A 21,751-nucleotide genomic window follows, 5' to 3' on the forward strand; every position below is an offset into this window, starting at 1 on the left:
TGCGATACCGAGATTGCGTCTCGCCTCGCTTTGGCTATGGTGAGAGTTCACCTGTGCCATACAACTAAAGTCGTAGGAGGTCGACATGAGGATTCGCGGTGAAGTGTTCTGGGGGTGGGCTGATCCAACGCTTCACCACCGTGCTCACGACGAAACCCTCAGCGATGGAACGCACATTGATGTTCAGGTGCGCCTGTCGCGAACGGGTAACACGCAGATGTTCATTGGGGTATATGCCGCGAGTGGCATGGCCCTTCATGAGGAGGCGTTCGATTCCCGTCCCGGAGAATCAATGACCAGAGCTTTGGCCTGGGGCGTGGGTCGGGCTCGCCGTATCGCCACGGATACCCAGCCGAAATTCGACAAGGTCGCCTGCTCGGGATAGGAGAGAGGTTGCAGTGGGTGGAGTGCAAATGTGCTCTTACGTGGCGGAGTCTTCCGTGCGCATGAAGGCTGCCATGTGCCCCATCTGCTCGACGATGAAGCGCTCTTCTTCAGCCGCTGCAACGCTGATCCTTTCTCGGCGCTTTTTGCAGAGTCGGCAATCGACCATGGCCCAGTCGCCTGACAGTTCTGAGGATGCCCCTAGCCATGTGCCGCAGGGGCTTGCTCAATGTCTTCCAGGTCGGTGAATGGTGCGAAGTGCGTCTTCACGACTTCGCCCCTGGCTCTGCGGTGCGCTGGAACATGTTGACGTCATGCGCTCGCGGCAGAACTCCTGGCGCGTTCGGCTCTGCGCTGGCGGATAGGGCTTTGATCCGGTCAACGAGGTCGGCCGGGAGATCGAAATCCACACCAGACCAGTGACGCTTCGAGATATCAGTCACCAGCGCATCCTGATCGGCCAGCTTGTCGCTCAGTTCCTCAATGGCGGCCAGGTTCTTGATGCCGTGGGTTCGTGAGTAGAAGCGGTCCAGCTTGGCGCTCAGGTCGTCGCGTTCATCCCGCATATGGCCCAGCTCTATGCGAAGGAGAGCGGCCTCACCGGCATCGGGCATCGGCCCCAGGCCAACAATCGGTAGCCCAGTAGCCTCCGCATCCCTCTCTGCCTCTTCTTTGGTCCACCAGAAGGCAGTACCAACCATCCAGGCTATGGGCTCGGGGTGGGGCTGCGGTTCTGAATGCGTTTCGCGGTAGCCGGCGAGGAACAGCAGATAGTCGCTGTGGGTGCGCTGGTCTTCGAAGCCGGTGCTGTCCTTGCGCAGCTCCGCCTCGCCCAGGCCGAGCGGGTTGAGCCTGATGAACACATCGCGTGGGTCGGTGTTGCTGGATCGGTTTTCTGTGGGCATGGGGATACCTCAAGCGTTGGTCACAATCGAATGAATGGGTATGCTTGGCGACCAATCTAAGAGGGATTCAAGATGGTCATGTGCAAAGCGAAGGACTGCGGAGAGGAATTCGATGTTGAGTTCTATCAGGGGCAGCCGGACAAGATTGTTGAGTGCCACTTCTGCGATGCCCCGCACAAGTTGAGCTGGCAACAGCCTTCGCCTGGCGTGTACGTCAATTTCCGTTGCGAGTTGATCAGCGACCCGAGTCAGGCGGCTTCGCGGCCTGGTGAGTAGTCACTCCAGCCGATAACAGGCATTCTGGTCTTCGGGCTGAGGATCTTCTTGCCCTTCTCGTCGAGCAGGATGGCCTTGCAACGAATTTTCAGGTCTCGGCATGCCCCGGCCTTCTTGGCCAGCTCAATGAACTGCTGGGCGTGTTGCGGGGTGTCGAAGAGGGTGCTCAGCTGCTTCACCTTCTCGCCGGCCATGATGGCGTCGGCGTTGCGCTGCACCGCCTCATCCCACTCACTGGGCGTCAGCTCCAGGGGGGGGCAGCCAGCCTTTCCGCTGGGCTTGGTGATCTTGGTCTGCTTCCGGGCATCAGCGAGTGCCGCGCTCGCGGTCATGCCGAACACTGCGAATGTGCTCATGGATCACCTCATTGTGAGTGGCTAATCTGCGCGGCGACGTGGCCTGCGTGAGCCATTCCAGGGTTCAGCTCGACACGCTGCCCGGCAAGCATCCCGGCGATCTGTGCCGCCATATCAAGCTCAACGGCGCGGGCCTTGCGCTGTTTGCCGATCTCCTTGCCGGACAGGTACTGCTCGATCAGCGCCTTGTCTTGGCTTTCCACTGCCACAAGGTCGCGCCCATTGGGGTGCTGTTCGATGGCTGGATCTTCCTCGCCGCAGGGCACCAGTTGATGGATCTTGCCGTGCACCACTGAAACCCACGCGATTGCGAAGTGATCGCCGGCTGTCTCGGGGGAGTAGGCGCTGCGGCGCATACCACTCCTGACCGAGGCCACGTAGTCGCGGCGAGCCTGCGTGAGCTTGGTGAGCAAGGTCTCGTAGGCATACATCGCGATCTGCGGCGCAGGCATCACGCCTACGAACAAGGCCCGCTCAACCATTCGCCCAGACGACTCGCACCAGTGCTTATACGAGAGCGGTCGGCACCCGAACACCCTGGCCACGATGCCGCTTAGGTGCCGATCCCAGGTTGGCCGGCGGCTCGCCCTGGACTTCTCCGACTGGACTTCATCTACATCGCTCAGGCGGACATCCAGCTCGGTGAGGCGGTACTCACGCATCAGCGCCTGGGCTTGGCGCATGGCAGTGGCTGCTTCGTTCTCGTTCGAGCTTTTGGAAAGGGCCAGGCAGCGCTTGATCTTGCGGATGACCCGCTCGAGCTTGCTCTCGTCGTGCTGTTGTTCGGTCATGATGAGGTCCTTGCGTGCAGGCGCCGCCCTCGCCGGGGAGGCGTTATCGTTGAATAGGGGAAGGCGCTGGCGGGCAGCGCCGGAATGCTTGAACTACAGCGCGATTGCCGTGTGCACAGACGCTACTATAGAGTTCGCAGTCTGCTTAAGACGCCCTGCCTAGGGAGGCATTATGGAAGTAAAAGCTTTTGTTAACGGTTGCCAGGTCATCCATTCTGGAATAATCCATATGGTAGGCAGAAAAGCAGAGATTAATGTGGAAGGGCTGCCCATAAACATTAACTTTCTTGATGATGGGATGAGTCAGCGCTGGGGCTTAGAAGGTCACGGGAAATCAGTTGATTTAAATCTGTTTAACATTTCAGGAAGTCTACCTGAGGGTGTGGTAGAACCAATTGAAATTGCGAGGAGTCCAAGTGGCATATTTTACATAACGTTTTTGACTGCGCTAATGGATAAGTCCAAGCAATTTCGGAGCTTTGAATATACCATCCTCTTCAAGGAGCAATTAAATGGCTGAGCCTCAAGGTGGGGGGGATATGCAAGGAATCCAGGCACAAATCGCTGCAGGAGGAGGTATAGGCGATGCTCCTAAGCCAAGTACTGCTAGCTCTGGCCGCATTGCTGAAACCATTGGTACTGGCGAGGCAGCAAGAAACTCAATAGTATGGATGACCATAACGTGGAGCTTCGTCATAGCCACTATGCTCAGCCTGTTATTCTTCTCGTTAGTAGTCGCTTATAAAGACTTTAAGTTCCTTGACCAGCTCAAGTCGGTTTGGAGTTTGTTTATACCCATTATTACCCTCGCACTTGGCTATGCCTTTGGTAAAAGCCAGTAAATGAACGCTCAACAATTTGGCTTTGCGCAAAACCCCGCGGCTCATGACGAGAACGCTCCAGCCATTACGATCAACACCAGTGCCCAGAAGGCCAGCCAGCGAGTACGGGCGTCATCAGACGGACTGACCTTCAGCACCGGTACCGACTTTGCGTTCACAGCACGCTCCAGGCTCTCAGCGTAGGTCACCGCATCGAAGTAGCGGCGCCGCTGTCCGTACAGGCGGTTATCATCGGAACCGACGATGGCCCAGCTGTTGTTCTCACCCTGCTGGACGAAGAAGCGGGAGTTGCTGCGGAACTGGGCGGCTGCGGCTTCGGCCTGCTGCTGCACCTGGTCGTATTGCATACGGCTATTGCGAATGGCTGCGTTCATGGGTTGGTCCTTGTTGGTCAGGCATGGAGTTCCAAGGCTTCGGCCTTGCGAACGATTCGAACTTGGGCGGTGCGGCGCTCCGGAGCGCGGCGGTCGCGGCGCATCGGGTCGCTGTCGTCGATCACCGCATGCATGGCGATGAGGCCGGCGAGGGCGATGCAGAGCGGGCTTATGATCTGGCGGCGCATGGCCTCAGCGACCATCGCGGCGCGCCGGGCAACCTTGAGTTTCAGCATTGCGTCGCCGATGCGCTTCTCTACACCGCTCTCGCTGATGCCGAAGTGCTTGGCGATTTCCTTGGTGGTGAAGCCCTGCGCTACCTCCAGCAGGCATTGCAGTTCGCGAGGCGCCAGGCCTCGGCCGAGATGGCCTATCCATGCGCCGATGGTGATCGTGTCCATGATTGATCTCGGGTGTGATTTCCCGTCTGGCCCTGTTGCCAAGGCCAATCGGTGAAATCTGCCGCGACCCGCTACTGGCGTCAGTTGCGCGGCAATTTTCTGGTTGTTCCTCCAGCCGCGGGCCTTTCGGCTTGTTCTCCCGCTGGATAACTGCATCGGCGCTTTACGCTGCACGCCCGGGGCAGTTGCCACCCCTCTGGACTGTTGAGGCCTGTCCATCGCTGCCTTGCTGGCCGGTGTCGATCCGGCGACGAGGCAAATATGTACCTAAGGTTCACATCGGTCAAGTACCAAAAGTACATAAATTACTTTTGGACGAAAAAAAGCCCGCTAGAAGCGGGCTTTCGAAGTCTTGCTAAAAGTCGACTAGAGGGCAGAACGCGGCCACTTGGCATCAACCACGCGCCCCACCAGGCACCATTCGCCGTCCATCTCGACTGTTGGGAATGCGGGATTTAAGGGCTTCAGGTATGCCTTCCCTGAATCCCATATGAACTGCTTGAATGTTGCCTCGTTGGAGTCAATGAGCTTCGCGACCACATATTGGCCGTGCTCTACATCGAAGCCGGGAGCCACCAGGATGACCATGCCTTCAGAGAAGGACATGCCGTTCGGGGACGTCATCGATGGACCTTTAACCTTTAGCCAGAAGCCATTAGGGCCCGCCCAGGCGTCGGAAGGGTGCACCTCGCAGGAGGCCACGTTCGATAGCTCAATAGCTTCCATAGGCATCCCGGCCTGTACCCAGCTGATTTCAGGGTATTTGTAATAACGCACCGGACCCGCAGACGGCTCAACGTTAGCGTCGAACTCTGGCCTTTCATCGACCATCTCGCCCTTTCCGTACTCCAGCCACTCAAGGCGCACTTTGAGCGCGGTGGCGAGTGCAAGCATCTTCACGCCGCCAGGCATGGATTCCCCATTAAGCCATTTGCTGGCCGCCTTCGGGGTGACGCTAGCGATTGAAGCGAGACGCGCACCTGCACCCCATGCAGGGATGTCGCTGGCGGCAAGCGCTTGCTTGAGGCGACTCGCGAAGGCCGCCCTGATTTCTTCGATATGAACCATGGGTTCAATATCGCATGCGCTTGCATGTACTTTCAGTTCCGACATAGTATGTACTGACAGTTCATATTTCACCTGGAGGCCCTATGACGGCACTCAAGAAGGCGATCGACGATGCCGGTGGAGTCTTCGCTGTGTCGGTCGTCTGCGAGAAAACCCCGCGTGCTGTTTACAAATGGCTGGCCTCTGGCTGCCTACCGCGCACCGAATACACGGGCGAGACCCGCTACGCGGAAAAAATCGCCGAATTGGCAAAAACAAACGGCAAGCCATTCAAGGCCAAACAACTGCTGGCTGACATCGCTCCGGCCAAGTCGACTGCGTGAAGTATGCGAGGACTGGCATTCCTCTAGTAGTGATCTGAACCAGCTGTGAATTTAACCAGTAGGAGGGTGGCGATGAAGATAATTTGGCGCTTCGCTAAGCGAGCCTGGTTTGGGGGCCACTTCCAGAACGGGGTTATCTACTCTCCGCTAGAGCTGCTGCTGCTCGTAGGGTTGAAAGAAGTGCTTCGACGCAGACTTCGACGGGCTCTCCGGTGGTGCGGTTTATCAACCAAGCCGGACCGAGATGTGTGGGATCGAAACTCACAACGTCTCGGAGGTTTAGTACCCCGTGCATCAAATCCATTACTAGGTAGCCCGCAGGCGACCTCACAACATATCGACCGATGTTCAGATTCGCCGCCGCAATAGTCCCTTCAACTTTCATGTCCGGCCTCCTTGGACCTTTTCGTGTGGAAGCAAAAAGCTACCACGGATGTGCCGGACACCCATAACGCCTGAATCGCAGGCATAAAAAAGCCGCCTGGCAGGGCGGCTCTTTCTACAGCTTCAAACGAGATCAGAGCATGACAAACATCGTCCCACTTGACAAGTCCAGGGGGTTCACCCGGATGGACAACCAGCTCATGGATGGCCTGCTGGCTATCGATCTCCCGGCCCGGGAGATGAAGATTGTGCTGTACGTGGCCAAGGCCACCATCAACTACGGCGCGGGCGCTCAACGCATCCCGGCGACCGACATCGCGAAAGCCATTCACGCCCACCCTGACTCCGTATCCAAAGCAATTTCGAGCTTGCTGCGTCGTCGGGTTCTGTTCCGCGAGGGCGGTGCACGGGGTGATATCGGCGTAAATGACCCGAAAGACTGGGTCTACGTCATTGAGCCGAAACAGACCAAAACAGCCGAGTCGGCCGAAGTGGTCCGAATCGGCGACGAGTCGAAACAGACCAAAACCGCCGACTGCCTTCTTTATTCTAAGAATCTAACCCCCTATGTATCTCTTCCTTCGGAAGAGAATACATGCCCCCCCAGCGATGAAGAGCCGGCTCCGGCCAAGGCTGACCGTAAGGTGCCATTCGGTAAGGCCGCCATGTTGGCCAACAACCCGCACGGCCTGGACGAGTCGCTGATCGCTGACTACCTGACTGTTCGCAAGGCCGCCAAGGCCCCAGTGACGGCCCGCATTTGGGCAGGCCTCAACCTCAAGCTGGAGCAGTGCAAGGCGTTCGGTATTCAGCCTGCCCAAGCCCTGGAAGTCGCCGTGGAGAACGGCTGGCGCGGCTTTGAGGTGGAGTGGGTTACCAAGCGCATCAGTGCGCAGTTGCCTGCCCAGGCCAAACCGCACAGCCGTCACCACGGCTTCGACGACCGCGACTACACCGCCGGCCTGGCCGCGCGAGAGGACGGCACCTATGCGATCTGAATCGGTGATCACCATGTCCGAGGTGCGAAACGCCGCGGGTTTCCGCGTCCAGCCCGCGCACTGCGAGCATCACGGCGACTTCGAGCAGCGTGTAACCATGCTGATGGGTCGCGAAATCGTCGGGCGCTGCCCTGTGTGCGAGAAGATGGCCGTTGCCGAGCGCGAAGCCAAGCAGATGGCGGAGGACACCCGCCTGAAGCGTGAGGCGATGACCCGCAAGCTGGGTTCGGCGCTGATTCCCAAGCGCTTCGCTGACCGCACCCTGGCCAATTACCGCGTCGAGCACGAAGGGCAACGAAAGGCCCTGGCCTACTGCACTCGCTACGTGGCGGCGTTCTCGGAGATCGAGCGCACTGGGCGCTGCCTGATGCTGCTGGGCAAGGTCGGCACTGGCAAGACCCACCTGGGTGCCGGCATGGCCAACGAGCTGATGCGTAACACCTCGGCAACAGCCGTGTACCGGACGGTCGGCGCCGTCCTGCAATCCATCCGCGCCACGTACGACCGTCACAGCGAACAGACCGAAGCCGACATCCTGTCCAGCCTGATCGAACCTTCGCTGCTGGTGCTGGACGAGGTCGGGGTGAGCAAGGAGCAGCCGAGCGAATTCGAGCTGACCACCCTGTTTTCGATCATCAACGGGCGCTACGAGCAGATGCGCCCAACGGTGGTGATTTCCAACCTAGAGGCCAGCCAGCTGCGTCACGCCATGGGCGAGCGGTGCTATGACCGCCTGCGTGAGGGCGGCGGGGTGGTGGTGCCTTTCGAGTGGGAATCTCACCGTGGCAAGGAGGAGTTCTGACCATGCGGCAAACCAAGTTGACCAAGGCCGCGCGCGGCCGGGAGTGCCAGGTGCGCATCCCGGGCGTATGCAACGGCAACTCCGAGACCACCGTCCTGGCGCACTACCGCATGACCGGCACCTGCGGCGTTGGTACCAAACCGAACGACCTGCAGGGCGTCTGGGCGTGCAGCGCCTGCCACGATGCTTGCGATGGCCGCCGTAGCGACATCGGTCGCGCTGAGGCCAGGCAGTACCACGCCGAGGGCGTCGTGCGTACCCAGGCCCAGCTTCTGCGTGAGGGGTTGGTTTCGGCATGAGTGCAACTGTGGCGGTGAAGCTGTCCGATGCCGAGATCCGACGGCAGTCCGCTGTGCTCGGAGTGCGCGACCTGCGAGACCCGCGCCACCCGGGTTTGAGGTTTCGATTCGACCAGAGCCGACAGGCTGGTACCTGGTTCCTTGTCGTTCGTCGCAAGTGGAACCGGTTGGCTCGCTTTCCCGAGTATGGTCCGGCAGCTATTTTCGCCGAATTGCCTGGACTGCGGCAGCGCTTGTTGGGCCGTCCGAACGAGATGGTTGCATTGGCTGGCCTGGTGACGTTCAGCGACCTGCTGGTTTGGTTCAAGGACCGAGTTGCAAGTGACGCCTCGCTGTCCGATTCGTGGAAGAGCACTGTTCGCACGGTAGTCGATAAGCACTTGCAGCCCCGCCTTGGTGAGTTGCCGATACTCGCCCTGACCCCAGCAGTGCTGGACAAGTCGCTGATGTGGCCGCTCCAGGCTGAATGCTCCACCTCCTACGTTCGGCAGATTTTCAGGGTGTTGAGTCTGGCCGTGAGCACGGCGCGGGCGCTTGGGCTGATCCCTAGCAATCCCATGGCTGAGATAAAATTCACGAATTTCATCAAAACGAAGATTTCGCCAAAGGACGGCCGACTCCGTGCCGACCACCTACGAGAGGTTATGCCTGCGCTGGGGGCGCTATTCGGTTCCTCGCCCGTCGACGCCATGCTGGCACTGCTGATGATCTGCCACGGAACCCGGGTGGGTGAGAGCCGACAAGCAGAATGGGCTGACTTCGCCCTAGGGCACGCTGAGTGGTTCATTCCAGCCAAACGCACCAAGACGCGCACCGAGCACCGATTGCCGCTGACTCAGCAAGTGTGTGCCCTGTTGCGCCGGTACCGTGCCATCCAGCTCGAAAGCGGGTACGCAGGCAAGTACCTGTTCCCAGGCCGCAAAGGGCAACCCATGAGTGCCAGCCAGGCCTCATCGGTATTCCGTCGCCTGGCCAGCCGCGAATGGTCGAGCCACGACCTGCGGAAGGTGGCGCGCACCGCTTGGCTCGACATGGGGGTGGACGGGTTTATTGGCGAAATGCTGCTCAACCACTCGCTCGGGAAAGTTGCTGATACCTACATCAAAACCAAGGGCAACGGCCTGCGACGAGAGGCCCTGGAACAATGGCATGAGTGGTTAGACGGGATTGGGTTTGCGTCGATTCACGGGTTGACGGGCGTGCAATCCGCAATTCCTCACAAAGGCCCACAGGCCAAACCGCGCAAGGCGCGCAGCCCGATCAACGAATTAGTTACAGGGGAGAATGCAGAACGTGAAAAACCGACTTCCGGATGGCTTTAAACAGCCGCGCCTGGACCTTGTTCAATGCCCGGTATGCAGGGGCAGGGCGGTCGTGAAGGGGGTGTTTTATGAGCTGGTGTGCGCCGACTGCGATGGCTCAGGTTGGGTTGTTGAAGGTTCCAGGTTGGTGCTTCCGCTGGAGGAGCTAGTCACACAGCTGAGTTTCAAGCTGCAGCAGGCTCAGCGACAAATCGAAGCGCTGAAACGGCCGGCCAAACTTGCCGGCCCGCAGAAGCAGTACCTAGAACCGAACCGCCGGGGGGCGGGCGGCACAAATTACACAGGGGATTGATCCATGATGATTCGTAAACCAGCCGGCCGTCCGTTGGGTGACACCGAGTATTTGCTGGAGCAGTGGGGGTGGTGGCGGATGGATGGAGCGGGTGTGCCTACTTGCGTGTCGCCCACGTTGGCTGTGATGCATCAGGCCGTGCCGCAGGTAACCGCCAGTCGTAACTACTGCATCACTGACGATTGGGCGCTCGCTATCGACAATGCTGTGGCGAGGCTTGCGCACCGAGACTCACAGATGGGAGACATTATCTGGCTGTACTACGGGGCGAAATGGCCAATGTTGCGGGTTGGTAAGCACTTTGGAATCAGCGAGGGAAAAGCCAGGGAATTAGCCAGAGCAGGGGTAGCGTGGATCGATTGCGCTGTTAGCGTAATGCGCGAAGCGGCATGAATGCTCGATTGCATGGATGTGACACTCTTTTGCTCTTGGTCCCGTAAGGCGCGTCCTAATCGAGGCGTGCATCGAATACCAGACTTCTGCCTAGCCTGCTGCGCGCCTGGCTGATGTAGAGAGGCTGGAAGAAAACAGAAATTCTCAGCTATCCTGTGCCAGTCGGAGAATGCCGAGGGCGGTGTACAATATGTCAATGCTCGATAATGCTGTGCAGTCTATTCAGATTGGAATGGAAGACTTTCATGAGGAGGATGAGCGGCGATTACTTTCTGCCATCCGAAATCTATATGCCGGTATTCTGCTGCTGTTCAAATATAAGCTTCAGCAGTTGAGTCCGGCGGGTTCTGACGAGGCATTGCTGAAAACTAAAGTCTTACCTGCTGTCGATCCTACAAATGGGACGGTTGTATGGGTCGGTAAGGGAAAAAAGACTGTAGAAGTGCAGGAAATTATCGAGCGTCTCAATGCGCTTGGAGTGAGTGGTGTTGACTGGAAGCTTCTCACTGCGCTTCAGGGTATACGAAATGATATTGAGCATTATTTCAGTCCGCTACCTATCGAACGGATGAAAGAAGCTGTCGCAAATTCGTTGCATCTGATTACACAGTTTTGCGAGCCTCATCTTGAAGAGCGTCCCGTGGAGATATTGGGTCAACAGTGCTGGGATATGATGTTGAGTGTGGCAACGTTTTTTGATGCTGAGTTGCAAAGTTGCCAAGCAAATCTGGCGGCGGTTGAGTGGCCCTTCCAAGAGGTCAGGGATGCTACCAGTCATATGGTCTGTCCTGAATGTGAGTCCCGACTCATTAAAGTGGTAGATACTTCAGCGAAACGTGATTCGATTAGCTTCTTATGCCAAAGCTGTCAGTGTGAATCATTATATTGCCAAGTTGTAGGGCCTGCAGTTGATGCGAGCTTGTCTGGGCTCAATCATTGGAACGTGAGGAAAGGTGGGGAGCCAGCTACTTGTATATGCCCAGAGTGTGGTTATGACTCGTTGTTAGTGGAAGAGAACAAATGCGCTGCATGTTTCTATGAGTTCGAATACACACATTGCGAGTGGTGTGAAGAGTCGCTTTCCATAGACGAGCGTCAGTATTCTGAGGGGACATGCAGTTATTGTCAGAATCGGTACGACCGCATAATGGCAGAGTAGAGTCTGTACTAGGAGAGTCGTAAACCTTATCTGTCTGATGGCTTTCGGCACCATTCAGGATAGCGTCAGGAGGCTCAGGGTTAGTAATCACTAAGCCAAGATAGGTAGGAATCCAGCAAATTTTTCTTTTCCGCGCGGAATAGTTCTGTTTTCATAGCAGCGTGTGTTGCTGTGAACGCAGCGCGACGCTTTGTAGAGCCCGGCCCTGAGCCGGGTTTTTTGTGCCCATTTTCAAGCCCCGCCATCATGCGGGGCTTTTTCGTTTTCGGCCCTACGCCTGCTCCTAGCTTCCAGCGGATGCCAGTGACGTAGGAGCCGACCTTATCAGAGGAATGCAGATGAACAACGAGCATCAGGCGCTCGCTGATGTGCCCTTGTGGCTGTTGGTGCTGTTGAGCATGGCGGGTTTGTCCGGTGAGATGTTGCGTGCATCGGGCGCCGACCTAAGTCTGCGGCAGATCCTGCAGCGAGTTGCTCTGCGGTTTCTCGCGTCAGGGCTGCTCGGCATGGCCACGCTGCTGCTGGCCATGGCCCTCTGGAGCAATCTCTATCTTGCAGCTGGCCTCGGGATCGTCATTGCCGTGATTGGAGCCGATGTCGCCGGTGGCCTATACACGCAGTTCTTGGCCAGGCGCGCCGGGGTTTCCAGCGAGGAACGGTGAGGGCTGGTTATGATTGACCTGAAGTTGGATATAGACAGTGTCCAGCTGGTCCGGGAAATTTCGGACATTCAGCGCAAGCAGATTCCATTTGCCCTGATGCTCGCGCAAACGCGCCTGGCCACCCATCGCATCAAGCCGGGCATCACCCAGGTCATGGCCAAGCGCCTGGACCGGCCGACGCCGACCACCATGCGCAGCCTGTTTGCCCAGGCGGCGACCAAGAGTCGCGGTGCGAAAGTCTGGTTCAAAGATCAATGGACCACGGGCATACCCGCCGACACCTACCTGCAGCAGGCAGTGCAGGGCGGTCAGCGGCCGCACAAGCGCTTCGAGAAGTCGCTGATTGCGAATGCTTTGATGAAGGCCGGGCAATACGCCGTGCCCAGCGCTGACCTGTTGAACCAGTACGGCAACGTCTCGCGCGGCGTGATGACCCGCATCCTGTCGGGCCTTGGCGCTGCCGAGAGTAGGCGCGGCCATAAGGCCAACGCCACGGACAGCAAGCGCAGTAAGCGCAAGGGCAATGCCGAGCGCTACTTTGTCGGCACGGTTGGCGACGACACCGGTGTATGGGAGCGCAAGGCGCGTCAGCAGGTCGCGCCTGTGTTCCTCTACACCGATGGCGCGCCGCAGTACCGGGTGATTTTCCCGTTCTTCAAGATCGCCGAGAACATCGCCAAGGCGCACGGGCAGGCCGAGCTGGCAAGCGCGCTGCGTGAGGCGATCCTGACCGCGAAGTGAGGTCGCGCCAGGCGCGACAGGCCCCGCCACCCCCTTGGGCCGGCCGCCGACCCCGTGCCTGGCCCACCCCAACCCCCGGCCAATGGGTCCTCCCGGGTCCACCGGGGCTAGGGGGTAATTCGGGCCCCGCCTTTTCGCTATGTATGACCCAAACTTGGAGGTTGGTTGTTGTTTCGTCTATGGCCATCTCAACGATTACTCGCAAGCCGTACTGGCTGAACAAGAAAAGCATGGCCGAAAGCCTTGGTATTTCGGTCCAGGCCTTTGATAAATGGGGCGTCGAGCCGGTTGCAAAGATCGGTCGTGAGTCGTTTTACGACACCCGATCAGTGCTGGATAACCGGCTGAATCACCAGAGCGGGAAACAACAACTTGGCCTCGATGACATCGATCCGCTCGCCGAGCAGCGGTTGCTGCAGGAGCGCCTGCGCCTAACCAGGGAGCAGGCCGACGCCCAAGCCATGCGAAACGAGGTCAAGCGGCGCCACCTGGTGCCGGTCGATTTCGTGACGTTCGCCCTGAGCCGGATCACCAACTTGATCGGTTCGACCCTCGACACCGTGCATACCAAGGTCAAGCGCAAGCACCCCGACATCGAGCCGCGGCACCTTGAAGCATTGCAACGAGAGGTAGCCGTTACACGTAACGAAACGGCGAAGCTGAACGAGCGCTTGCCGGAGATTCTGAATGAGTTCATTTCCGCCTTGGATGACGACGGAGGCTGACCCACCATGGCTGACGCCGTTAGCCGACGCAATCAAGGTCGGGCTGTCGGCGTTGTACAAAGAGCCGCCCATGACTGTCGTGGAATGGGCGGATAAGCATTTCTACTTGTCGTCGGAGTCCTCCTATCAGGAGGGGCGATGGACAACGGCGCCGTTTCAGGTGGCCATTCTCAATGCGATGGGCAATGACCTGATCCGTGAAGTCAACTTCGTGAAATCGGCCCGTCTCGGTTACACAAAGATGCTGATGGCATTCATTGGCTATCTGATCCAGCACAAGAAACGCAACGTGCTGATGTACTGCCCGACCGAGGGTGACGCCGAGGGCGTCATGAAGCGCCACATTGAGGGCATGGTTCGTGACGTTCCGGTGGTCCTCGATCTGGCGCCCTGGTACGGCATGAAGCACCGCGATAACACCCTGGAGGCCAAGTGTTTCTCCAACCGCAAAATGCTGTGGTGCCTGGGTGGCAAGGCGGCGCGCAACTATCGGGAGAAGAGCCCGGACACCGTCATTTACGACGAGCTGTCGAAGTTCGACGAGGATATCGAGGGCGAGGGTGCGCCGACGTTCCTTGGCGACAAGCGCCTGGAGGGTGCCACCTTCAAGAAGTCAATCAGGGGCTCAACGCCGACCGAGGCCGAGAAGTGCCAGATCACCCGTGCCGCCATTGAGTCGCCGCATGACCTGCGGTTCAACATCAAGGCGCCGTGCTGCGGCAACGAGCTGGTACTGGCGTGGGGCGGCAAAGACGAGCCGTTTGGCATCAAGTGGCGGCTCAATGACCGTCATGAAGTCGAAGCTGCCTGGTATCTGTGCCCGCATTGCCAGGGCGGTACGTTCGAGTATCACGAAATGGTCACGGCGGCCGAGGAAACCGGCCGCTGGGTCTGCGACCGCTCGGGCATCTGGACGCGCGACAGCATGGAGTGGTTCGACGCTGATCGAGCGCCGACCGTAACGCCGCGCTCAGTGACATTCAGTGTGTGGACGGGCTATTCGACCTTTACCACTTGGGTCGATATCGCGACCGACTTCGTCAAGGTCGGCAACGACCGGGGCAAGCTGAAAACCTTCGTCAACACCACGCTAGGCGAGGTGTGGGAGGAAAACCTGGCCGAGAAAGTCGACTGGGAACAGCTGCGCGACCGTCGCGAGGTCTATGCGGCCCAGGTGCCGGCGCGTGCCTTGGTGCTGACGGGTGGTGTCGACACTCAAGACGACCGTTACGAGCTTCGGGTGTGGGCGTTCGGCAAGGACGAGGAAAAGTGGCTGGTTTACCGTCGGGTGTTGACGGGCGATCCGGCCAGTGCCGAGCTGCTGCGACAAGTCGGGTTGGAACTGCATCGACAGTTTACCCGCGCCGACGGCACCAAAATGGGCGTTCTGCGGTGGTGCTGGGACTCCGGCGGCCACCATTCGGAGACGGTGCGGGCGCAAAGTCGCAAGCACGGTCTGCACTGGGTGATCCCGATTTTCGGGGCCAGCACCTACGGCAAGCCCATCGCCAACTTCCCGCGCAAGAAGGACAAGAAGTCGAAGACCTACCTGACCGAGGTTGGTACCGACAACGCCAAAGAGGTCATTTACAACCGCCTCAAGCTGCAGCCGGACGGCAATCGTCCGGTACCGGGCCTAATCCACTTCCCGGCCGACGATTCGATCTGCGACGACGATGAGCTTAAGCAGCTGACCAGCGAGACCAAGAAATGGGTGCTGGTGAAAGGGCGGCGCGTGTTGCGCTGGGATGCCAGCAAGAAACGAAACGAGGCGCTCGATTGCCTGGTGTACGCCCTGGCGGCGCTGCGCATCAGTCAGGAGCGTTTCGGTCTCGACCTCGACCTGCTGGCCAGCCAGAACCCGGAAACCGGGGTTTGGGAGGTGCCAGCAGAACCACCACCAACGGCCGAGCCGGACGAACCACCAGCGCCGGCACTGCCGCCGTCGCCGGCGCCGGTGGCGCCGCAACCAGACCACCAGCCTGCCGCCGGCGGCTGGGTTAAAACAGGAGCAAGCGGATGGCTGACGTAAATGCCGTAGAAATCTTGACCCCCCAACATATGGTCGCGCTGTACATGCAGGCCGAGGCCGACCTGGTGGCAGGCGGAAAGGATGTGACCCTAAATGGTCGCCGTTTCGTGTATGCCGAGCTGAATCAGATTCGTGACGGCCGACTGTACTGGGAGCGCCGAGCAGCGGCCCAGGCGCGCGGGGGGCGTCCGGGCTTCGCCCTGGCGACGTTCCAATGATTGGGGAGCTGATCGACAAGGCCATTGCGCCGTTTTTTCCCAAGACGGCGCTGACTAGGATGCACGCGCGAAGCGTGATCATGGCGTTTGAAGCCGCCAAGCCCACCCGGACTCACAAGGCCAAGAAGCAGACCGGCAGCGCTGACCGATCACTGAATCACACGCTCAAGTCGATGCGTGAGCAGTGCCGCAAGCTGGACGAAGACCACGACATTGTCACCGGGCTGTTTGATCGCCTGGAGGAGCGTGTGGTGGGCGGTTCCGGCATTGCGGTTGAGCCGATCCCGCTGCACCTGGATGGCACGGTGCACCGTGAGTTCGCCGCCGCCATCAATGCGCTGTGGGGGGAGTGGTCGCTTAAGCCCGAGGCTTCGGGCGAGCTGACGCGGCCGCAGATGGAGCGCCTGGTGTGCCGCAGCTGGCTGCGCGATGGCGAGGCGCTTGCCCAGGAACTGATGGGCAAAGTGCCGAACTACCAGCACCTGCACGGTGTGCCCTATGCCCTGGAGCTGCTGGAGGCGGATTATCTGCCCATCGAGTACACCGACGATTCCAAGGGCATTGTCCAGGGCATTGAGCGCAACGGGTGGCGCCGCGTGCTGGCTTACCACCTGTACAAGGGGCACCCCGCCGGCCTTCGCGGCGGCCTGGCGCAAAACACCAAGCGCGTGCCGGCCGAGCAGGTGATTCACGTTGCCTACCGCAAGCGCATTGGTCAGAGCCGTGGCCAGCCGCTGCTCCACGCGGTCCTGATCCGCCTGGCGGATATCAAGGACTACGAGGAAAGTGAGCGGGTGGCGGCGCGGATCAGTGCGGCGCTGGCCATGTACATCAAGAAGGGCACGCCGGACGACTATGTGCCCGCCGGTCCCGGCGAGACGCGGACCGAGCGGACCTTCCCCATTGCGCCTGGCGTAGTGGTCGACACCCTGTTGCCGGGTGAAGACGTTGGGATGATCGAAAGTAACCGGCCTAACCCGTTCCTTGAGGGGTTCCGCAACGGACAGCTCAAGGCGGTGGCGGCCGGTACGCGTGGCACATATTCCAGCGTGGCACGCAGCTACGACGGCACCTATTCGGCTCAACGCCAGGAACTAGTGGAGGGCCAGCTGGGTTACGACCTGCTGCAGCATGAGTTCATCGACTACTGGTGCCGCCGGGTGTACCGCAACTGGCTGCGCATGGCGATTCTGAGTGGCCAGCTCAGGGTGCCGGCAGATGTGGACCCCCGGACCATCTACGGCGCGTTCTATCAGGGGCCTGTGATGCCGTGGATCAACCCGGTGCATGAGGCTGATGCCTGGGAAACGCTGATCAAGATCGGCGGCGCCGACGAGTCGGAAATGGCCCGTTCGCGTGGCCGCAACCCGTCCGAGCTTAAGGCGTCTCGCAAGTCCGAGATTGCCGACAACCGGGCAAACGATCTGGTGTTCAGTTCGGATGCCTACCACGAGTATTACGGGAGAAACCAACCCAATGAGCAAACGAAGAAGGCGGGAAAGGCCGCCCGTACTGGGGCCGCGCGCGGCAGTGGCGACGACGGCTGACCCGGCTGCACAGACCTGGTACACGCTGCGCGCATCGAGCCAGCGCGGCGTGGTCGACCTGATGCTGTACGGCGAGATTGGCGCCTGGGGTATCTCGGCTAACCAGTTCGCCCGCGATCTGAAAGCCCTCGGTGACGTGTCACAGATCAATTTGCATGTGCATTCCCCCGGTGGCGATGTGTTCGAGGGCATGGCCATGTACAACCTCCTGCGCAACCACCCGGCGCGCGTGGAGGGCACCGTGGACGGCCTGGCCGCTTCCATGGGCAGCGTGATCCTGATGGCCGCCGACGTTATTCGCATTCCCGAAAACGCCATGATCATGGTGCACAAGCCCTGGGGCATCCAGGGCGGTGACGCTGACGAAATGCGCCGTTACGCCGACTTGCTCGACAAGGTCGAGGATTCCCTGGTGGCGGCATACACCAACAAGACCGGCAAGACCGCCGACGAAATCAAGTCGCTGCTCTCTGCTGAGACCTGGATGACCGGGGCTGAGGCTGTCGAGCTGGGCTTTGCCGATGAATTGGTGGGGGCCCTGGAAGCCTTCGCCGCACTCAACTCTCAACGCATGCAGGAGTACACCAACATGCCCACCGCTGCACAACCGATGTTCGCCCCGCGCGGTCAGACCCAGCCACCGGCGCCGGTGAACCAGCCGACCCCGCCGGTCAACCAGCCGACCCAGCCGCCGGCGAACGAAACCCCCGAACAGATTCAGGCGCGCGTGCTGGCCGCTGACGCTACTCGCCGCACCGCGATCACCGCCGCGTTCGCCATGTTCGCCAGTGTCGAGGGCTCTGTAGCGCTGCGCGACGAGTGCCTGAACGACACCAGCTGCACCGTGGAGTCGGCCAACGCCAAGCTGCTGGCCCACATGGGCAAGTCGACCACTCCGACCGGCAGCCAAGTGCCTGGCCAGCATGGCCACATTACCAACGGCAACCTGGTCGGTGACTCGGTGCGGGCCGCCCTGGCGGGGCGTATCGGCCATGCGGCCAACGAGGCCGACAACGCCTACAACCACATGAGCCTGCGCGAGCTGGCCCGTGCTTCGCTGAATGACCGTGGCATTTTGACCGCCTCGCTCAACCCGATGCAGATGGTTGGCCTGGCCTTCACCCACGACACCAGCGACTTTGGCAATATCCTGATCGACACCGCCGCCGTGTCGGTGTTGGCCGGCTGGGACGAGGCGCCCGAGACGTTCGACCAGTGGACCCGCCGTGGTCGCCTGAGCGATTTCCGCGTCGCCAAGCGTGTCGGCATGGGGGCCTTCCCGTCCCTGCGTGAGGTTCGCCCAGGTGCCGAGTACCAGTACATCACCACCGGCGACCGTGGCGAGACCATCAGCCTGGCCACCTACGGCGAGCTGTTCTCGATCACCCGCCAGGCGATCATCAACGATGACCTCGACCTGCTGAGCACCATTCCCTACAACATGGGGCTGGCTGCGCGCGGCACCATCGGTGACCTGGTCTACGCGGTGCTGACCACCAATGCCAAGATGAGCGACAACAAGCCGCTGTTCGATGCAACCCGCAAGAACCTGTTCACTGGCGCCGGCTCGGCGCTGTCGATCGAGGCGATGATTGCCGCCAAGAACGCCATGGCGCTGCAGAAATCGCAGGTTGAAGGTGGCAAGGCCCGCACCCTGAACATTCGCCCAGCCTTCCTGCTGTGCCCGGTGGCCCTGGAAGACAAGGCCAAGCAGCTGATCCGCTCGGCCTCGGTACCAGGCGCCGACGTAAACGCCGGCGTTGATAACCCGATCCGCAATTTCGCCGAGGTGATCGCTGAGCCGCGGCTGGACGACGACAACGCGAAGTCGTGGTATCTGGCCGCCGCGCAAGGCCGCGACACTATCGAAGTCTCCTACCTGGATGGCGTCGACAAGCCGTACATGGAGCAGCAAGAAGGCTTCACCGTCGACGGCGTGGCCACCAAGGTGCGGATCGACGCCGGCGTTGCCGCGCTGGATTCTCGCGGCCTCAACAAGTCTGTCGGCGCGTAACCGCAGACCCCACTCAAACACCCCGCTTAGGCGGGGTTTGTTGTTTCTGGACAGGAGAAAATGGCCATGGCCAAGAACTATGTCAGCACCGGCAGCAGCATCACCTTGCGGGCGCCCACCGGTGGCTCGGTCGCGGGTGTGCCCCAGGTGATCGGCGCCCTGGCAGTGATTCCGCTGCAGAGCGGCCCGAAAGACACCCTCATTACCTATCGCACCTGCGATGCCTGGCGCGTGCCGTCGACTGCAGGTCTCAAGGCCGGCGCCAAGGTCAGCGTGCTGGCTGGGGTGTTGGTCGCTGATGGCACCGCCGACTCGCTGCCCTACGGCAAGCTGTTGAGCGACACCGTCGACGGCTTCGCCGATGTGTTGATTGTGCAGTGATGCGCAGGCCGAGCTTTCGCGAGCGCATGGCCGTAATGAGTGCCCGAATCCTTGATCGTGTGGGCGACCGCGCGACCTTGGAGGGCGGTACCGCGATCATGGGCACCTTCGACAACCCGTTTCTTGATCCGCAGTTTGGCGGCAAGAGTGGCGGCAAGGGTCGCGGCCTGGCTACCCAGGTCGACGCGGCCGAGCTGGGCGAGCCGCGTTTCTCGGTGCTGGCTGATGTTGCCCAGCGCTTGCCTGAGGGGGAGGCGCTGACCATCGAGCTACCGCCGGCCGAGGGTGGCGGTCGCTATACGGTGGTGCGCCATGAGCCAACCGGCGACGGCATGGTCGCCCTGGTACTGGAGCAAGAGCATGCACGAACCGCCGATATCTTCTGACGACCCGCCGGTGATCCCTAGCGAGTTGAAAGAGCTGCACGACGTAATGACCGCGACCATGCGGGAGCGCTTGCCGCTGTTCCAGGTGGTCGAGGCCTACCCGAAGATTAAAGAGGGCATGAAGCTGCCGGCGCTGCTGTACGCGGCGACGAACTTTGCCCCAGGCATCAAGCCTGGCGATGGCCGGTTGTGCATCAAGGTGACGTTCGAGGCGGTGGTGCTGCTGGAGTCCAGCCGGGCGCTAGCGCCGCTGCAGGCAGCCATTCTGGCGGCCAAGGTCATGCAACTGCTCGATGACCAGTATTGGGACCTCGACTTTGTCGGCGGCGTCGAGAACGTCGAGGCCATGCCGGCCGAGGCGGTGCCCGAGCTGGTGCGGTGTGTCGGCTGGGCGTTGCAGTGGCAGCAGGACGTTTACCTGGGTGACACCACTTGGCCTTGGGAGAATCAGCCGCCGGGCACGTTGCTGTTCGCCTTCGATCCCGACAGCGGCCCGGGCAGCGAACATCAATACCAGACACCGGAGGCCCTGGAATGAGCTACGTGGCAGGACAGCACGACCGCATATTGGCCGGCCTGGTGATTCCTTGCTATGTGGTGGGCGTCGACCTGGCGGCCGCCCGGGTGCGCGTTTCCGATGGTGGCGACTGGACCAGCGCCTGGGTGCGCTGGCATGCCCTGGCCGCCGGAAAGGCTCGCCACTGGCGTGCGCCAAGCATGGGCGAGCAGGGCGCGCTGGTCAGTCCGAGCGGCGAGCCTGCTCAAGGCACATTCGTGCCAGGCCTGTACGGCAACGCCGGCGCGCCGCCGGATAACCGCGACCATGTCGAGGTGTGGCGCTTCGAAGATGGCGGCTCGCTGGTCTACGACTGGCAGGCCAAAAGCTACACCATCACGCTCCCCAGCGGCACGGCCAAGGTCAAGGTCGGCGGCAGCGAGGTGGTCGTTACGGATAACGCGATTGTCGCCCAGTCCGGCGCGGTCACCATCAACGGTCCCGTCACCATCAATGGCACGTTACTAGTAACGGGCGATATCAACGGTGGCGCCCGAATCATCGACACGGCCGGTAACACGGCCAATCACAAGCACTGAGAACGTCATGAGCCAACTTGAAACGCTGCCGGCGAAGCCTGACCGCTTCACGGTGGCCAAGCTGATCGAGCAGCAAATTGACCAGGTGTATGACCGCTTTCGCATGCGCCAAGCCTGGGAGCGCGTAATGGCCAACATCGAGCCGGCCGAAATGGCCGAGGGTATGTGTATGGCCCTTTCGCACGGCGGTTTCACGCGTAAACAGGCGGCGCCGCAGGTCACGCTGAACATATCGGGCAGCGTCGATCCCGAGGTGCTGGCCAGCACGCTCAAGAGCGCGCTGAACGGTGGCCGGGCGGCGACCCTGTAACCCCACCATCCACCCCTAAAGCCCGCTTTTGCGGGCTTTGTCATTTCTGGAGGGCCTATGGCTACCAAGAAACCCACGGACGCCGAGCCCCGCTCGCCGGCGTCGGTGACCTACCGCGACACCGTTTTCACTTCCCGCGTACTGATCGTGGGTGAGCGGCAGCTGAGTGTGGCCGCTGGCAAGCTGCAGATCGAGGAGACCGACGCCGAGGCGCTGGCCTACCTGGAAGCGCACGCCGACTTCGAGCGCCTGCCGCCGGCGGAGTAAGGCC

The 21,751-nt window shown here is 60.4% G+C and carries 30 protein-coding genes; 24 read left to right on the plus strand and 6 right to left on the minus strand.

Going from position 1 to position 21,751, the window contains the following annotated elements; translation table 11 throughout:
• The first annotated feature begins 85 nt into the window (after positions 1 to 85).
• Positions 86 to 385, plus strand: a complete 300-nt coding sequence (locus tag ACK1U9_RS02020; protein WP_085598671.1) for a hypothetical protein — start codon at positions 86 to 88, stop codon at positions 383 to 385.
• 265 nt (positions 386 to 650) lie between these two features.
• Here ACK1U9_RS02020 and ACK1U9_RS02025 read toward each other — a convergent pair whose 3' ends face one another.
• From ACK1U9_RS02025 to ACK1U9_RS02035, 3 genes are all read right to left on the minus strand, one after another.
• The gene (locus ACK1U9_RS02025; protein ID WP_449109642.1) at positions 651 to 1,289 is read right to left on the minus strand and encodes a hypothetical protein; all 639 of its coding nucleotides are present in this window, start codon (positions 1,287 to 1,289) and stop codon (positions 651 to 653) included.
• Between the two features lie 248 nt (positions 1,290 to 1,537).
• Complete coding sequence (locus ACK1U9_RS02030; RefSeq protein ID WP_449109643.1) at positions 1,538 to 1,921, minus strand: hypothetical protein; 384 nt, start codon at positions 1,919 to 1,921, stop codon at positions 1,538 to 1,540.
• A gap of 8 nt (positions 1,922 to 1,929) precedes the next feature.
• Positions 1,930 to 2,712, minus strand: a complete 783-nt coding sequence (locus ACK1U9_RS02035) for a DUF2786 domain-containing protein (RefSeq protein WP_449109644.1) — start codon at positions 2,710 to 2,712, stop codon at positions 1,930 to 1,932.
• Positions 2,713 to 2,884: 172 nt separating this feature from the next.
• Here ACK1U9_RS02035 and ACK1U9_RS02040 point away from each other — a divergent pair, with 172 nt between their 5' ends.
• A complete protein-coding gene (locus ACK1U9_RS02040) occupies positions 2,885 to 3,232 on the plus strand; it encodes a DUF6864 domain-containing function (protein ID WP_449109645.1) in 348 nt (115 codons plus the stop codon).
• Positions 3,225 to 3,554 carry a hypothetical protein gene (locus ACK1U9_RS02045; RefSeq protein ID WP_449109646.1) on the plus strand — a complete coding sequence of 110 codons (330 nt, stop codon included), beginning with the start codon at positions 3,225 to 3,227 and terminating at the stop codon, positions 3,552 to 3,554. The genes ACK1U9_RS02040 and ACK1U9_RS02045 overlap by 8 nt, the downstream gene beginning before the upstream one ends.
• 41 nt (positions 3,555 to 3,595) lie before the next feature.
• Here the strand turns inward: ACK1U9_RS02045 and ACK1U9_RS02050 are convergent, their stop codons facing one another.
• From ACK1U9_RS02050 to ACK1U9_RS02060, 3 genes are all read right to left on the minus strand, one after another.
• Positions 3,596 to 3,928, minus strand: a complete 333-nt coding sequence (locus tag ACK1U9_RS02050; RefSeq protein WP_449109647.1) for a hypothetical protein — start codon at positions 3,926 to 3,928, stop codon at positions 3,596 to 3,598.
• Between the two features lie 17 nt (positions 3,929 to 3,945).
• On the minus strand, positions 3,946 to 4,329 hold the full coding sequence (locus ACK1U9_RS02055) for a helix-turn-helix transcriptional regulator (protein WP_322491976.1): 384 nt from the start codon (positions 4,327 to 4,329) through the stop codon (positions 3,946 to 3,948).
• Positions 4,330 to 4,695: 366 nt separating this feature from the next.
• On the minus strand, positions 4,696 to 5,442 hold the full coding sequence (locus ACK1U9_RS02060) for a helix-turn-helix domain-containing protein (RefSeq protein ID WP_449109648.1): 747 nt from the start codon (positions 5,440 to 5,442) through the stop codon (positions 4,696 to 4,698).
• Between the two features lie 38 nt (positions 5,443 to 5,480).
• On the opposite strand from ACK1U9_RS02060, the gene ACK1U9_RS02065 reads away from it, so the two are divergent.
• The 21 genes from ACK1U9_RS02065 (at position 5,481) to ACK1U9_RS02165 (ending at position 21,747) form a co-directional block, all read left to right on the plus strand.
• Positions 5,481 to 5,720: a hypothetical protein gene (locus tag ACK1U9_RS02065; protein ID WP_449109649.1), complete on the plus strand. Its 240-nt coding sequence runs from the start codon at positions 5,481 to 5,483 to the stop codon at positions 5,718 to 5,720.
• Positions 5,721 to 6,244: 524 nt separating this feature from the next.
• Positions 6,245 to 7,102 (plus strand): replication protein, encoded by an 858-nt coding sequence (locus ACK1U9_RS02070; protein WP_253139608.1) that lies wholly within the window; start codon positions 6,245 to 6,247, stop codon positions 7,100 to 7,102.
• The gene (locus tag ACK1U9_RS02075) at positions 7,092 to 7,904 is read left to right on the plus strand and encodes an ATP-binding protein (RefSeq protein WP_449109650.1); all 813 of its coding nucleotides are present in this window, start codon (positions 7,092 to 7,094) and stop codon (positions 7,902 to 7,904) included. Before ACK1U9_RS02070 ends, ACK1U9_RS02075 begins: the two co-directional genes overlap by 11 nt.
• A gap of 2 nt (positions 7,905 to 7,906) precedes the next feature.
• Positions 7,907 to 8,203: a DUF1364 domain-containing protein gene (locus ACK1U9_RS02080; RefSeq protein ID WP_449109651.1), complete on the plus strand. Its 297-nt coding sequence runs from the start codon at positions 7,907 to 7,909 to the stop codon at positions 8,201 to 8,203.
• A complete protein-coding gene (locus ACK1U9_RS02085) occupies positions 8,200 to 9,525 on the plus strand; it encodes a tyrosine-type recombinase/integrase (RefSeq protein WP_449109652.1) in 1,326 nt (441 codons plus the stop codon). The genes ACK1U9_RS02080 and ACK1U9_RS02085 overlap by 4 nt, the downstream gene beginning before the upstream one ends.
• Positions 9,497 to 9,817, plus strand: coding sequence for a hypothetical protein (locus ACK1U9_RS02090; protein ID WP_449109653.1), 321 nt, complete (start codon positions 9,497 to 9,499; stop codon positions 9,815 to 9,817). The genes ACK1U9_RS02085 and ACK1U9_RS02090 overlap by 29 nt, the downstream gene beginning before the upstream one ends.
• Before the next feature lie 3 nt (positions 9,818 to 9,820).
• Complete coding sequence (locus tag ACK1U9_RS02095) at positions 9,821 to 10,210, plus strand: antiterminator Q family protein (RefSeq protein WP_449109654.1); 390 nt, start codon at positions 9,821 to 9,823, stop codon at positions 10,208 to 10,210.
• Positions 10,211 to 10,400: 190 nt separating this feature from the next.
• Positions 10,401 to 11,369 carry a hypothetical protein gene (locus tag ACK1U9_RS02100; RefSeq protein ID WP_449109655.1) on the plus strand — a complete coding sequence of 323 codons (969 nt, stop codon included), beginning with the start codon at positions 10,401 to 10,403 and terminating at the stop codon, positions 11,367 to 11,369.
• Between the two features lie 338 nt (positions 11,370 to 11,707).
• Entirely contained in the window at positions 11,708 to 12,031 is a 324-nt protein-coding gene (locus tag ACK1U9_RS02105; protein WP_449109656.1) for a phage holin family protein, read from the plus strand.
• 9 nt (positions 12,032 to 12,040) lie between these two features.
• Positions 12,041 to 12,772, plus strand: coding sequence for a hypothetical protein (locus ACK1U9_RS02110; RefSeq protein ID WP_449109657.1), 732 nt, complete (start codon positions 12,041 to 12,043; stop codon positions 12,770 to 12,772).
• A 179-nt stretch (positions 12,773 to 12,951) separates the two neighbouring features.
• Positions 12,952 to 13,497 carry a terminase small subunit gene (locus tag ACK1U9_RS02115; RefSeq protein ID WP_449109658.1) on the plus strand — a complete coding sequence of 182 codons (546 nt, stop codon included), beginning with the start codon at positions 12,952 to 12,954 and terminating at the stop codon, positions 13,495 to 13,497.
• A complete protein-coding gene (locus ACK1U9_RS02120; RefSeq protein ID WP_449109678.1) occupies positions 13,481 to 15,529 on the plus strand; it encodes a phage terminase large subunit family protein in 2,049 nt (682 codons plus the stop codon). The genes ACK1U9_RS02115 and ACK1U9_RS02120 overlap by 17 nt, the downstream gene beginning before the upstream one ends.
• Positions 15,517 to 15,747 carry a primosomal replication protein PriB/PriC domain protein gene (locus ACK1U9_RS02125; protein WP_449109659.1) on the plus strand — a complete coding sequence of 77 codons (231 nt, stop codon included), beginning with the start codon at positions 15,517 to 15,519 and terminating at the stop codon, positions 15,745 to 15,747. The genes ACK1U9_RS02120 and ACK1U9_RS02125 overlap by 13 nt, the downstream gene beginning before the upstream one ends.
• Complete coding sequence (locus ACK1U9_RS02130) at positions 15,744 to 17,294, plus strand: phage portal protein (RefSeq protein WP_449109660.1); 1,551 nt, start codon at positions 15,744 to 15,746, stop codon at positions 17,292 to 17,294. Before ACK1U9_RS02125 ends, ACK1U9_RS02130 begins: the two co-directional genes overlap by 4 nt.
• Entirely contained in the window at positions 17,224 to 19,308 is a 2,085-nt protein-coding gene (locus ACK1U9_RS02135) for a ClpP-like prohead protease/major capsid protein fusion protein (protein WP_247846131.1), read from the plus strand. The genes ACK1U9_RS02130 and ACK1U9_RS02135 overlap by 71 nt, the downstream gene beginning before the upstream one ends.
• Before the next feature lie 66 nt (positions 19,309 to 19,374).
• Positions 19,375 to 19,689 carry a DUF2190 family protein gene (locus ACK1U9_RS02140; RefSeq protein WP_085720006.1) on the plus strand — a complete coding sequence of 105 codons (315 nt, stop codon included), beginning with the start codon at positions 19,375 to 19,377 and terminating at the stop codon, positions 19,687 to 19,689.
• Between the two features lie 35 nt (positions 19,690 to 19,724).
• Positions 19,725 to 20,075, plus strand: a complete 351-nt coding sequence (locus tag ACK1U9_RS02145; protein WP_256573557.1) for a head-tail joining protein — start codon at positions 19,725 to 19,727, stop codon at positions 20,073 to 20,075.
• Entirely contained in the window at positions 20,050 to 20,613 is a 564-nt protein-coding gene (locus ACK1U9_RS02150; protein ID WP_449109661.1) for a hypothetical protein, read from the plus strand. Before ACK1U9_RS02145 ends, ACK1U9_RS02150 begins: the two co-directional genes overlap by 26 nt.
• Positions 20,610 to 21,170, plus strand: coding sequence for a phage baseplate assembly protein V (locus tag ACK1U9_RS02155; protein WP_449109662.1), 561 nt, complete (start codon positions 20,610 to 20,612; stop codon positions 21,168 to 21,170). The genes ACK1U9_RS02150 and ACK1U9_RS02155 overlap by 4 nt, the downstream gene beginning before the upstream one ends.
• A 7-nt stretch (positions 21,171 to 21,177) precedes the next feature.
• Positions 21,178 to 21,480, plus strand: a complete 303-nt coding sequence (locus tag ACK1U9_RS02160) for a hypothetical protein (protein ID WP_449109663.1) — start codon at positions 21,178 to 21,180, stop codon at positions 21,478 to 21,480.
• Positions 21,481 to 21,537: 57 nt separating this feature from the next.
• Complete coding sequence (locus ACK1U9_RS02165) at positions 21,538 to 21,747, plus strand: hypothetical protein (RefSeq protein WP_449109664.1); 210 nt, start codon at positions 21,538 to 21,540, stop codon at positions 21,745 to 21,747.
• Positions 21,748 to 21,751: the final 4 nt, after the last annotated feature.

The organism is Pseudomonas sp. XP1 (assembly GCF_053557675.1).